13 protein-coding genes are annotated in these 11,708 nt (G+C 45.3%); 9 read left to right on the top strand and 4 right to left on the bottom strand.

The window, feature by feature from the left end:
• Positions 1 to 87: 87 nt before the first annotated feature.
• The 5 genes from R7E47_RS11835 to R7E47_RS11815 all read left to right on the top strand — a co-directional run bounded on the left by R7E47_RS11835 (position 88) and on the right by R7E47_RS11815 (position 4,507).
• On the top strand, positions 88 to 543 hold the full coding sequence (locus R7E47_RS11835; RefSeq protein WP_054576300.1) for a DUF2850 domain-containing protein: 456 nt from the start codon (positions 88 to 90) through the stop codon (positions 541 to 543).
• A 273-nt stretch (positions 544 to 816) separates the two neighbouring features.
• Positions 817 to 1,920 (top strand): murein transglycosylase A, encoded by a 1,104-nt coding sequence (gene mltA, locus R7E47_RS11830; protein WP_005391723.1) that lies wholly within the window; start codon positions 817 to 819, stop codon positions 1,918 to 1,920.
• Between the two features lie 99 nt (positions 1,921 to 2,019).
• Positions 2,020 to 2,829, top strand: coding sequence for a tRNA cyclic N6-threonylcarbamoyladenosine(37) synthase TcdA (gene tcdA / locus R7E47_RS11825; RefSeq protein WP_005380241.1), 810 nt, complete (start codon positions 2,020 to 2,022; stop codon positions 2,827 to 2,829).
• A 19-nt stretch (positions 2,830 to 2,848) separates the two neighbouring features.
• Positions 2,849 to 3,277 carry a cysteine desulfurase sulfur acceptor subunit CsdE gene (csdE, locus tag R7E47_RS11820; protein WP_262651769.1) on the top strand — a complete coding sequence of 143 codons (429 nt, stop codon included), beginning with the start codon at positions 2,849 to 2,851 and terminating at the stop codon, positions 3,275 to 3,277.
• A 309-nt stretch (positions 3,278 to 3,586) separates the two neighbouring features.
• On the top strand, positions 3,587 to 4,507 hold the full coding sequence (locus R7E47_RS11815) for a sensor domain-containing diguanylate cyclase (RefSeq protein WP_104975544.1): 921 nt from the start codon (positions 3,587 to 3,589) through the stop codon (positions 4,505 to 4,507).
• 33 nt (positions 4,508 to 4,540) lie between these two features.
• Here R7E47_RS11815 and csdA read toward each other — a convergent pair whose 3' ends face one another.
• The 4 genes from csdA to R7E47_RS11795 form a co-directional block, all read right to left on the bottom strand.
• The gene (gene csdA / locus R7E47_RS11810; RefSeq protein ID WP_318084312.1) at positions 4,541 to 5,752 is read right to left on the bottom strand and encodes a cysteine desulfurase CsdA; all 1,212 of its coding nucleotides are present in this window, start codon (positions 5,750 to 5,752) and stop codon (positions 4,541 to 4,543) included.
• Positions 5,752 to 6,351: a DJ-1 family glyoxalase III gene (locus R7E47_RS11805; RefSeq protein WP_006742560.1), complete on the bottom strand. Its 600-nt coding sequence runs from the start codon at positions 6,349 to 6,351 to the stop codon at positions 5,752 to 5,754. Before R7E47_RS11805 ends, csdA begins: the two co-directional genes overlap by 1 nt.
• Entirely contained in the window at positions 6,348 to 7,238 is an 891-nt protein-coding gene (gene panE / locus R7E47_RS11800) for a 2-dehydropantoate 2-reductase (RefSeq protein WP_053349833.1), read from the bottom strand. Before panE ends, R7E47_RS11805 begins: the two co-directional genes overlap by 4 nt.
• A gap of 108 nt (positions 7,239 to 7,346) precedes the next feature.
• Positions 7,347 to 8,144 carry an outer membrane protein OmpK gene (locus tag R7E47_RS11795; protein ID WP_005385292.1) on the bottom strand — a complete coding sequence of 266 codons (798 nt, stop codon included), beginning with the start codon at positions 8,142 to 8,144 and terminating at the stop codon, positions 7,347 to 7,349.
• A 323-nt stretch (positions 8,145 to 8,467) separates the two neighbouring features.
• Here R7E47_RS11795 and R7E47_RS11790 point away from each other — a divergent pair, with 323 nt between their 5' ends.
• Genes R7E47_RS11790 through R7E47_RS11775 form a run of 4 tightly spaced genes read left to right on the top strand, consistent with a single transcriptional unit; the run spans position 8,468 to position 11,704 of the window.
• Positions 8,468 to 9,064 (top strand): LON peptidase substrate-binding domain-containing protein, encoded by a 597-nt coding sequence (locus R7E47_RS11790; RefSeq protein ID WP_005380253.1) that lies wholly within the window; start codon positions 8,468 to 8,470, stop codon positions 9,062 to 9,064.
• Positions 9,061 to 10,419 (top strand): DUF4397 domain-containing protein, encoded by a 1,359-nt coding sequence (locus R7E47_RS11785; protein WP_213885659.1) that lies wholly within the window; start codon positions 9,061 to 9,063, stop codon positions 10,417 to 10,419. The genes R7E47_RS11790 and R7E47_RS11785 overlap by 4 nt, the downstream gene beginning before the upstream one ends.
• A 44-nt stretch (positions 10,420 to 10,463) precedes the next feature.
• Positions 10,464 to 11,048, top strand: a complete 585-nt coding sequence (locus R7E47_RS11780; RefSeq protein ID WP_005380255.1) for an RNA polymerase sigma factor — start codon at positions 10,464 to 10,466, stop codon at positions 11,046 to 11,048.
• Complete coding sequence (locus tag R7E47_RS11775; RefSeq protein ID WP_005380256.1) at positions 11,045 to 11,704, top strand: ChrR family anti-sigma-E factor; 660 nt, start codon at positions 11,045 to 11,047, stop codon at positions 11,702 to 11,704. Before R7E47_RS11780 ends, R7E47_RS11775 begins: the two co-directional genes overlap by 4 nt.
• The last annotated feature ends 4 nt before the right edge of the window (positions 11,705 to 11,708 follow it).

The raw sequence follows: 11,708 nt of genomic DNA, 5'->3' as shown, positions 1-11,708 counted from the left end.
TAAAGCACAAACATATTGAGGTAGGTTCTTGGTCCCGTTAAAAGGGAAGGTTACAATGGATGCGTCTTTTCTCAATACGTGAACCTCATGTCTTCTGCTGTTAATAAGAATGCTGCGATCACTGCTTCAAATCTGTCAAAAACGTCATCTAAATCAATGCTTCGTAAGTGGCTAGAGCGTTCTCTCATGCTTATAGCGATAGTTGGAACCGTTGTCGTGTGCATGCTGTATAGTGATTTGATTACTCGAACCATTAATCCGCCCATTCCCAAATCGATAATTTATGGTCGCTGGGTTGAGCAAGATGTTGCGCCTTATGCTCGTGAAGAATTTGTGTTGAGTGAGCGCGGTGTTACCGTAAATGGTTCTACAGTGGCGACCAGTTTTGAATTCGATGGGGATTCGTTTTCGTATCGAGTGGGTTCAAATGAGCGGCACTTCAATTTTGTGGGTAAGCAGCATGCAGAAATGAAGCTGGATGCCAATGCGCATTATCTACCTGTATTCCGTTTAGAGGGGCGTGCAAGGATTGCGGTAAGATAGTCGTTTTTATCTTTGTCTGTTAAGCAGAGATCTCTTGCGTCTGTGAGTCACATGGATGATCACAATTTCATCTCTCAATCAGTAAATCTTACTTTCAAACATAATCCGGACAATTCCGTAATTCTTCCGCTGCTATCATGTTGTATTAACTGAATGAATTCACAACGAGTAAACGGATTGGCTTAGCGTTGAAACATTTTGTCGTTGCTTTTCAATTGCACCGTATGCATTTGTTTGCCATCCTTTTGCTATTCTATTTTACGGAAAAGACACGTGTTAAAAAAACTCCTTCCTATTATCTCTTTGAGCCTACTCTTTGGCTGTGCTCAACAAAATGATCGTGCTCAGCAATATCTTGATGGTGAGTTTCCTCAGATCCTCAATCAAGTGGATGTGGTTGAGTCTAACAAACCACGCGATTTTACTGAATTTAACAAGCAAGCTGAGCAAGTGGTGATAAAGTCACCATCCATGGCGAAGATATACCAACCGCTATATCAACGATTAAGTGAGTGGGCGCAACAGAGCGGAGATACCAGTGCGTTGAGTGCGTTTGGCATTCAAGCCGCGCAATTGGGTGGTGGTGATAAAAAAGGTAATGTGCTGTTTACCGGATACTTTTCTCCCGTGATGGAACTGCGTCATACACCAAACGACATTTTTAAGTACCCAGTTTATGGCAAGCCAAACTGCTCATCAGATTGTCCGACTCGCGCGGAGATCTACAACGGGGCATTAGATGGCCAAGGTTTGGTGCTAGGTTACGCGCCTAATCGTATCGACCCATTTATGATGGAAGTGCAGGGCAGTGGCTATGTGCATTTTGAAGATGATGATACGTTGGAGTACTTTGCGTACGCGGGTAAAAACAACAAAGCTTACGTCAGCATTGGCCGCATTTTGATTGAACGTGGTGAAGTGCCGCGTGAAAAAATGTCTCTCAAAGCGATTAAAGAGTGGGTAATGGACAACGACGACGCAACAGTACGCGAGTTGTTGGAGCAAAACCCTTCTTACGTCTTCTTTGCGCCAAAAGCGGAAGCGCCAGTAACGGGATCGGCTGGTATTCCTTTGTTACCAATGGCCGCGGTCGCGGGTGACCGTTCTATCTTACCAATGGGCACACCAATCTTGGCGGAAGTACCATTGCTGAATGCGGATGGTACGTGGAGCGGTGCTCATCAACTGCGAATGCTGATCGTTTTAGACACTGGTGGTGCGGTAAAACAGAACCATTTGGATCTGTATCATGGCATTGGTGCGAGAGCAGGAACGGAAGCAGGGCACTACAAGCATTTTGGTCGAGTTTGGAAACTTGGGCTGGAAAACTCACCAACTCAAGCGCCTTGGGCTTTGCCGCCAGAAAAGCTACAATAGCGACCCAAGAAAGAGGAACCGCCTCTTATCTAGACATTTCATCAAAGAGTGCGTATAAATCGCACTCTTTGTTTTTCTATCGATCATCTGGACTTCAATATGCGTGAACTCGATACCCCAGCATCTGACAGCTACAATCAACGCTTTGGCGGCACTCGTCGTCTTTATGGCAACAGTGAAGTGGACATTCTTCGCGCTGCACACGTTTGTGTTATTGGTATTGGTGGCGTGGGTTCATGGGCGGTCGAAGCGCTGGCCCGTACTGGGATCGGTGAGTTGACTCTGATTGATATGGATGATGTTTGTGTCACGAATATTAACCGCCAAATTCATGCGATGACGGGCACCGTTGGCCAAAGCAAAATTGAAGTGATGGCCGAGCGTGTCAAATTGATCAACCCAGAGTGTAAAGTCAATCTGATTGATGATTTCATCACGCCAGACAATCAACATGAGTACTTAAGCAAAGAGTTTGATTACGTGCTAGATGCGATTGACAGCGTAAAAGCGAAGGCGTCTTTGTTGGCGTATTGCCGCAGCAACAAGATCAAAGTGATCACCACGGGGGGCGCTGGTGGTCAGGTTGACCCAACGCAGATCATGGTCGCTGATTTAACGAAAACGATCCAAGATCCTCTAGCGAAGAAAATCAAAGACACTTTGCGTCGTCATCATAACTTCCCTAAGAATCCGGCTCGTAAGTTTGGTATTGATTGCGTGTTTTCAACCGAGCAGCTGAAGTATCCTCAAGCAGACGGTTCAGTGTGTGGTGTGAAGTCGACAGCGGAAGGCCCAAAACGTATGGATTGTGCTAGCGGTTTTGGTGCGGCGACTGTTGTAACTGCAACGTTTGGCTTTGTCGCGGTATCGCGAATCGTTGAGAAGTTGATTTCAAAATATAAGAAGTAAACTAGAAGAAGAGCGCATCATGACAGATTTTCCCGTTTCTCCATTTGGTACAGATATCACCAGCGAAGACATTGTAGCGACTATGCAGCAATTTAAAGGCTGGGAAGATCGTTACCGTCAGGTTATTCAGTGGGGTAAAAAGCTGCCACAAATGCCAGAAGAGCTGAAATCAGAACAAGTTACCGTTTCGGGTTGTGAAAGCTTGGTGTGGTTAGTGAGCAAAGAGCAAGATGGCGTTTGGCATTTTTGTGCGGACTCCGATGCGCGTATCGTCCGTGGATTGATTGCCTTGGTAATGGCAGCTTATGACGGTAAAACGGCCGATCAAATTCAAGCGTTTGATATTGATGCTTATTTTGATCAACTGGGGCTTGTCTCCCATTTAAGCCCGTCACGTGGTAATGGCTTGAAAGCTATTGTAGAGCAGATTAAGCAAACCGCCGTGTAACGAGTCATTTTCCCAATTCTTAAAAAACGCCGAATAACCTAGCTGTTTGGCGTTTTTTGTTTCTGAGTTGAGACATTTTTTGCATATGGATAAAAAGTATGCAAATAGTCGACTATTTTAGTGTTAATTAACCTTTCTATTGATCCTGGTTCATTATATTGCCCACTTGGTTTTTATAAACTCAATTGTATTTAAAATTTGTCTATATTAGATAGTAGACATATGCCTCATTCGCTCCTGTTCCCCAATGCTGACACGCATTTGGAGGCGATTGGGATATTTAGGTACAAACGCTAGGAACCTCCCTATATGCAATTCACCTTGGAACATGCGCAAGACGTGTTATCCGGAATGCCAGACCCCACTTTTATTCTGAGTGAAGATGGTATCTATATTGATGTTTTTGGAGGAACAGATAAAAAAGCCTATCACGATGGAAGCAATTTGATAGGTAAGACACTTCACAGCGTACTTGAAAAAGATAAAGCCGACTGGTTTATCGAGCAGATCAGTCGATCACTGAAACAAGACAGTATTGTGACGATCGAGTACAAGATGTGCGCCGACAGCATTCAGGGAATAGATGCTAACAGTGGGCCAAGAGGCGACCTATACTACGAAGGCAAGATCTGCCCACTCGCTATAAAATACCGAGGTCGTCGCGTTGTCCTTATTCTTACACGCAACATCTCCAATCGCCACCGAGTTGAAACCCTTCTTCGCCATCAAAGCCAAATTGATGCTCTTACCAACATCTACAATCGACGTGTCTTTTTCGAAAAGCTCACAGAAGAGGTCATTAAAGCTCAAGAGCCGAACTATCACTCCGCGTTGTTATTGTTTGATTTGGACTTTTTTAAAGTCATCAATGATAAACGTGGTCATGATGCGGGGGATTATGTCTTAGAGACCTTAGCTGATTTGGTTTCTCACTTACTCGTCAAAGACGAAATTTTTGCAAGAGTCGGAGGGGAGGAGTTTGCGATTATTTTGCCAGAAACTTCTCTGTCGGCGGCGAAAGAGGTAGGAGAGGAAGTACGTTCCCACATTCAAAATTGTCAGTTCGAATTTGAAAAGATTGAAATTCCGGTCACGGTGAGTGTAGGCGTGGTGGAAATAGGCAGAAATGAAACCACCAAACGTTTGTATGCGCATGCAGATAAAGCGCTTTATGCTGCGAAAAGAAATGGCAGAAATTGCGTGGCGACTCTGGATAGGCAGATGGAGTAACCTTGTTGGTTACTCCAAATCAAACCGTTGGCGTTATAGCATGTCGACGGCTTTTTCTACGGCGGCGATGAGTCTTTCCACATCGTTCGTCGTGTTATAAATACCAAAAGAGACGCGTACCGTGCCTTTCACATTTAGCGCATCCATCAATGGGTGAGCGCAGTGGTGTCCTGCTCGTACCGCAATGCCTTGTTGATCGAGCAGCGTCGCAATATCTTGGTGATGAACGCCGTCCATGACGAACGTCAGTACAGAGGCATTCGGTTGATAGCCTAGAATATGGATGTCATCCAAAGCGCTTAGTACTTGGTAGGCCTTATCCTGAAGCACATGGAGATGATCCTCTACTTCGTGATGGTTAAAACCTTGGTACCACTCAATGGCTTTCGCTAGAGCAATCGCGCCCGCAACGTTTGGTGTGCCCGCTTCAAATTTACCAGGAAGTGCAGAAAACGTCGTTTTCTCGAAAGAAACACGTTCAACCATTTTACCGCCGCCGTGCCATGGTGGCATGGCTTCCAAAAGTTTAAGCTTGCCGTATAAAACCCCAATGCCTGCTGGTGCATAAAGTTTGTGACCTGAGAAAACGTAGAAATCGATATCTGATGTCGATAAATCAAGTTGCTCATGTACGATGCCTTGCGCGCCATCAACTACAACAACCGCGCCAACGTTGTGCGCCAGTTCAGTGATTTTTTCGATAGGTTGGCGTGTGCCTGTTACGTTGGTTATTTGTGCGCAAGCAACAATTTTACAGCGGTCAGACAGAAGCGCCTCAAATGCACTGATGTCGAACTGGCAATCTGATGTCATCGGAACTTTAATGACTTTAGCACCCGTTTGCTCTGCCACGATTTGCCAGGGCACGATGTTGGCGTGGTGCTCCATCTCGCTAATCAAGATCTCATCACCTGGTTGTAACGTGCTACGGGCGTAGGTTTGAGCAATTAAGTTCAGTGCTTCGGTTGCGCCCCGTGTCCAAATGATTTCCTTAGAGCTGTTTGCACCAATAAAGCTTGCCACTCGTTCTCGTGCCGCTTCAAATTGGCTGGTGGCATTAGCCGTTAAACTATGGCTGCCACGGTGAACATTGGCATTTTGCGCACTGTAGTAATGACTGATGACATCAATCACACATTGCGGTTTTTGCGTTGTCGCTGCGCTATCTAGATACACTAAGGGCGTATCGTTGACGGATTGGTTTAGAGCGGGAAATTGCTCGCGTACAGCATTTACGTCAAACATTATTCTTCACCAAGCTTGTGGTAGTGCAGAGTAGGCAGAGGGATCATTGGTTCAGCAACTGACCATGCGTGTTTTTTACCTGAGAGTTGAATGATTACTTCCATTGCGAACTCTAAAGCTGTACCCGGACCTTGACTAGTGATCAGGTTGTGGTTGATATCAAAGGTCACGCGTTTGCTGCGCCACTTCTCTTCCGGGATATGTGACTGAAAGCTCGGGTGACAGGTCATCAGTGATTGTGGGAAAAGATCATGGTGTTGCAATACCAACGCTGGTGCTGCGCAGATAGCTGCGACCAATTTTCCCTCGTAGATGTGCTGCTTAAGGATTTCTATCATCACCGTGCTATCACGAAAAATTTCTGCACCACCAACACCACCAGAAAGTGCTATGGCATCAAACTCATCATCAGCGATATCGACCAGCTTACAATCTGCCGTTAATGTGACTCCGCGAGAAGCTTTCATTGTCAATGAGCCATCAAAAGCAGCACTCGCTACCGTAACGTCATAACCCGCGCGAACCATCATGTCGATAACGGTGACGGCTTCCATTTCTTCGGTGCCCGGAGCGATTGGCACTAAGATTTTCTTACTCATTGTTCTGTCCAGCTTTGTTCTATTTGTTTGATGCGTTGGTAAAGTTTTAAATTCTCAGGCGTATTGATGCGATGTTTCTCGGCAGCCTTTAACAAGTGTCCGGTTATAAAATCAATTTCCGTTCGACGCTGATGGAATACGTCTTGTCTCATTGAAGAATAGTTCTCAGCTGTGGCGTTCACCACTTGCATTACCGTATCGAAAAGAGAGCGAAACTCGATAGCAATACCTTCTTTACTCATTACTTCAACCAGTTCTTGAGTGATGCTTTCGAGTTGTATCTTAAACTCGGGCTGCGCAAGCTCACCATTCTTACACTGGTGAATCGCAGTCAGTGGGTTAATCGCGCAGTTGATCGCTAACTTAGTCCATAACGCAGATTGGATGTGTGGATTCCAAATGGCCTCTGGAAGGGCATGATGCATAACATCTTGCAGAAAAGCGCACTGCATTCCTTTGTCATTATAACCACCCACTTGCGTTGTTCCGTGACCGGTATGCAGTACGTGTTGGTTATCTGGTTTGTATGCGCCGTGCGTCGTTGTGGCGAGCACGATAGGATTGTTTGGCAGAGCCTTCTCCACGCCAGAGGCGGTACCCATACCATTGTGCATCAGCATGATAATCGTGTCTGCGTTGATATGAGGCAGTAAAGGCTGAATGGCGTCTTCCATTTGCCAAGCTTTTACCGTGATCAAAATGAGATCTGCTTTATTTACGGAGGAAATATCTTGATTACTGAATACGATTGCGGGTGTGTCATCCAACTGAAGTGATTGTTGGCTTTCAGAACTTCTTCCCCACAATGAAACATTGTGCCCGGCAAGCTTAAATTTTGTTGCCCAGAGTGAGCCCACCGCACCTGGACCGAGGATAAGGATATTCACCAAACGCTCTCATTAAAAAGGTTTGCTGCAAGGATAATGAGGGAAAAAAGGAAAGCAAATAAAAATGGCGCCGAAAGGCGCCATTTTTGAGCAAACTTAGTGGTTCAATTAGAACTTGTAAGTTACAGCAAGGTAGTGGCCAAAGCCAGTTGACTTGAACCCATCAGTATCTTTGATACCGTACACGTCTTTGTAACCTTTTAGACCGTAACCCACTGCGAAGCGGTCTGAGTGCCAGTAGATACCGTTGAACATTGCACCACCGTTTGACGCGGTTGAACCAAACTTGTTACCAGCATCATCATCCATACCGAATTGGTAATCGATGTAGCCTTGGTAAGAAATGAATGAACCGTTCTCGAAGAAGTAGAATGGTTTGAACCAGTTAGTCGAGATTTGGAAACCGTTCCAATCCTTTTTGTTGCCGTCGTAAGTGCCGTATAGGTTAACACCAACTTTACCAAACCAAGGAACCATTACGTCAGAACCTAGACCGATTTTTTGAGAGTTAACACCAGAGTTACCACCCCACTCGATTAGAGTTGCAACGTATAGCTCTTGAACTGGACCGAAAGATAGGTCTTTACCAGTTACCGCATCTAGAGACATACGTGGAGCGAATTTCATAAAGATCTTCTCTGCGCCAGCTTTGTCGCTACCTGGATCAGAAGTTAGGTTGAATACATCAACGTAGCCGTAAAGGTCGAAGATACCAGAGCGGCCGCCGAATTCCATTTCTAGGTAGTCGTGTGAAGACTCACCTGGAAGTTCGTCAAATGCACCCATTAGGTTAAATTGCATCCACTTGTAATCGTTTTTGTGAATATCGCCGTCAGAGTAATCTGCCGCCATAACTGGAGCTGAAGTAGCCGCTAGAAGGCTAAGAGCTAAAAGTGATTTACGCATAAGGGGACTCTCTATGTTTGTAATGATTCAGAACACGCAATCTGTGCTGCGCTTTCCAATTGGCGGGAATAATAGCGATAAAAATCCCAAATGAAAGTGATAAAGGGTGCAAAATGAAACGTTTTTGGTGAGTTGCATCACGAAATTATCTTTATTTACGGTACTTTTTGTTTGTTGCATTTTATTGCAATAAATGTGTGATTTGGATCGTTTGCGTGAGCGATTTTATGACTTTTTAAGCCAGTCGATTAACCAACATAAATCGTTAGTGATCGGAGTGATAAGGGATTCGTATGTATCCGTGAATCAAAGAGGACGTTTGAATGAAAGAAGTCATGTTATTCCCACTCACTTCAGTTGTACTCCCTGAAGGTAAAATGAATCTGCGCATTTTTGAGCCACGATATAAGCGAATGGTAAAGGAATGCAGCCTACAAAATGTGGGTTTTGGAGTTTGCCTAGTAGGAAGTGAAGGTGACCCTAAAGACGTGGGTAACGTTTCATCTATCGGAACTTTGGTCAGGATTGTTGATTTTGAAACACTCAGTGATGGTCTTCTTGGTATTACAGTCGCTGGTGAGAAACGCTTTGTTGTCAAACGAGTTCGTGCAGATGCGGACGGCTTACGCCATGCAGAGGTCGAATGGTTAGACAATTGGCAACATCCAGACAACTCACCAGATTTCTTCTATTTAAGCCAGCAGTTATCCCATGTTTATGAAGAGTTTCCTCAACTTGGAAACCTCTACCAGCATCGTTTTTACGATGACTCAGCTTGGGTGACCCAGCGCTGGCTTGAATTACTTCCTTTAGACTGCAATCTGTTCGAACAGCTCGTTGGCGCAGAGAACTGCATTCCTGCGTTGCAATTTCTGACAGAAGCCATAGAAGCCCCGACTAACAAAGAGGCAAGGATATGAAAGGATTTGGCAGAGCTGCGCTAACTATGGTGGCGGCATTAGGACTGGCGGCGTGTGGCTCCGACAGTGACACTATCGAGTATTCCAATTTACAAGCAGTGCACGCGTCTTCTGACGCGCCGCTTGCAAATGTGTGGATCAACGATAAACCATCATTAACGAATGTTGATTATGGTGTGGGATCTGGCTACGTTAAATTGCGAGAGGGGATGAATTCGATTCAGGTCGATGTTCAGCTCCCAGGTAATGAAACCGCGACCGTAATACCTAAAACAGAACTAGATCTTGATTCCGACCTCAATTATAACGTGTTCGTTGTTGGCGATGCCGATGGTTCGCCAAACCCAGTTGAGCCTTTAGTTGTGACTCGCAGCGCCGATTCAATGGCTGATGCCAATAGTCTAGATGTTCAAGTTGTTCATGCAGCTTCAGGCGTTCCTGCTGTTGATCTTTATGTCACTGAGCCAGGTGTTGCTCTTGCTAGCGCGACTCCAATAACTAACCTTGCTTACAAAGCTTCTACCGACGTATTGAACATCCCAGCTGGTGAGTATCAAGTTCGACTTGCCGTAGGAGACAGCGTTGCTTTTGACTCCGGCACAGTACCTCTTGCGGCTAATTCCAACTTGACGATTGCCGCTATCGGCACAGGAGATTCGAATAGCACGTCACCTGTCAAACTCTTGGTGTTGGACGGTTCGGGCTCTTCTATAATTGAAGATATGGGCAGCCAAGCTGAAGTAAGAGTCGGACACCTTGTCGATGGAGCGCCAGTCGTCGATGTTAACGTTAACGGGGCGGCCTTCGCTCCTCTTGCCGACTTAGCGTTCAAAGAGATTCGTGGTTATTTGGATCTTGCTGCTGGCGCTTACGATATTGACGTTTACGTGGATGGCACAACAACCAATCCGATCATAGATGTTGACGGGTTAATGGTTGCAGGTGGAATGGATTACAGTGTTTATGCAGTCGGTGTTGTTAGCCCAGCGATTGATATCGAAGCTCTGGTTGTTGAAGATATGAGACGCGCTGTGGCGACTAGCGCGACATTGAATGTGACACACGCTGCGGCTAATCCTATAGCGGAAATGGTGGATATTTACCTCACTACGAGTGCAGGAATAGATGGAAGTGATCCAACTATTGCTAATTTTGCGTATAAAAATAGCGCACAAGGATTATATGTCGCTGAAGGTACATATTATGTAACGGTAACAGTGGCTGGTAACCCAAGTATTGTTGCGGTTGACTCAGCACCAGTCAATGTAATGAACGGTGTTGTGTACCAAGTCGTTGCCATTGATGATGGGAACAACGGTGGTTTCAACTTGTTGGTCGATGACGTGACCGATTAGGACGAATGGGAGGAGGAGACTCCTCCCACAAATTAAGGCCGATTATGATGAGTGATAGCCCGAAAAAACTGGGGCGCAGTGATTGGAACGATTACATGGATAAAGTGAAGGCTCGAGACAAAGATGCGTTCGCTTTTGTATTCCGTTTTTACGCACCCAAGCTGAAGCAATTCGCTTACAAACATGTTGGTAATGAGCAAGTTGCTATGGAGATGGTGCAAGAGACCATGGCGACAGTTTGGCAGAAAGCGCACCTCTATGATGGTGAAAAGAGCGCGTTATCGACTTGGATATATACCATAATCCGAAACCTTTGTTTTGATTTGCTGAGAAAACAGAAAGGTAAGGAATTACACATTCATTCTGATGACATTTGGCCGTCAGAGTATTATCCACCTGATCTTGTTGATCACTATTCACCAGAACAAGATATGTTGAAAGAACAGGTGGTTAAGTTTTTAGATATATTACCGAAAAACCAGAGAGATGTTTTACAAGCGGTATATCTTGAAGAGCTACCTCATCAACAGGTCGCGGAATTATTTGATATACCCCTCGGTACTGTAAAATCCAGGCTGAGGCTTGCAGTAGAAAAGCTAAGGCATTCAATGCATACGGAGCAACTATGAACAAACACCCAGATAACAGCTTGTTAGAAGCATACGCTTCGGGAAGCATTGATGCGGTTTCTGGTCTTGTGGTCGCAACCCATTTAGAAACATGCACCAAGTGCCGAGCTTATGTGAACCAAGTCGAAGCAAGTCAAGCGAACATCGTAAGTGACATACCTTCTGAGTATGTTTCTGAATTTGACGACATGTTTAATGACATCATCAATGCGGAGCCAGCGACTGATAATATCGTGATCCGCGACTCTGCTGCTGTTAATGTCGCAGGAAAAAGTTTCGCTCTTCCTAAAACTCTAGCGCGTTTCTCTGACCTCGTAGGGTCATGGAGAAGTTACGGAGGCAAGGTTTTTAGTGCTCAGATTGACCTAGGGGAAGACGCTCGTGTCAGCTTAATGTACATCGGGGAAGATGTGCAAATTCCTCAACATACGCACAAAGGCCTGGAGTCTACATTGATCCTGCATGGCGGATTTAGTGACGAGGATGGCCAATATGAAGAGGGCGATTTGATGATTAGAGACGCATCAGTGAAGCACAGCCCTTACACTAAGGCCGGAGAAGACTGCTTGTGTTTAACCGTATTGACTGAGCCGATGATCTTTACTCAAGGCGTGGCACGTATATTTAATATGTTTGGTAAAGGGTTATACCCATAGACCT

The sequence above is a fragment of the Vibrio sp. Vb1026 genome (assembly GCF_033338745.1).
Taxonomy (GTDB): Bacteria; Pseudomonadota; Gammaproteobacteria; order Enterobacterales; family Vibrionaceae; genus Vibrio; species Vibrio alginolyticus.
Note: the sequence above shows the minus strand (reverse complement) of the source record. Positions and strands in the feature narration are given on the sequence as shown.

What these genes read in the sequence shown, in the direction of transcription:
- tcdA (WP_005380241.1), top strand. Translation starts at nt 2,020, where the DNA reads ATGCGTGAACTCGATACCCCAGCATCTGACAGCTACAATCAACGCTTT.
- R7E47_RS11780 (WP_005380255.1), top strand. Translation starts at nt 10,464, where the DNA reads ATGATGAGTGATAGCCCGAAAAAACTGGGGCGCAGTGATTGGAACGAT.
- R7E47_RS11795 (WP_005385292.1), bottom strand. Translation starts at nt 8,144, where the DNA reads ATGCGTAAATCACTTTTAGCTCTTAGCCTTCTAGCGGCTACTTCAGCT.
- R7E47_RS11805 (WP_006742560.1), bottom strand. Translation starts at nt 6,351, where the DNA reads ATGAGTAAGAAAATCTTAGTGCCAATCGCTCCGGGCACCGAAGAAATG.
- R7E47_RS11785 (WP_213885659.1), top strand. Translation starts at nt 9,061, where the DNA reads ATGAAAGGATTTGGCAGAGCTGCGCTAACTATGGTGGCGGCATTAGGA.
- R7E47_RS11835 (WP_054576300.1), top strand. Translation starts at nt 88, where the DNA reads ATGTCTTCTGCTGTTAATAAGAATGCTGCGATCACTGCTTCAAATCTG.
- csdE (WP_262651769.1), top strand. Translation starts at nt 2,849, where the DNA reads ATGACAGATTTTCCCGTTTCTCCATTTGGTACAGATATCACCAGCGAA.
- R7E47_RS11790 (WP_005380253.1), top strand. Translation starts at nt 8,468, where the DNA reads ATGAAAGAAGTCATGTTATTCCCACTCACTTCAGTTGTACTCCCTGAA.
- R7E47_RS11775 (WP_005380256.1), top strand. Translation starts at nt 11,045, where the DNA reads ATGAACAAACACCCAGATAACAGCTTGTTAGAAGCATACGCTTCGGGA.
- csdA (WP_318084312.1), bottom strand. Translation starts at nt 5,752, where the DNA reads ATGTTTGACGTAAATGCTGTACGCGAGCAATTTCCCGCTCTAAACCAA.
- R7E47_RS11815 (WP_104975544.1), top strand. Translation starts at nt 3,587, where the DNA reads ATGCAATTCACCTTGGAACATGCGCAAGACGTGTTATCCGGAATGCCA.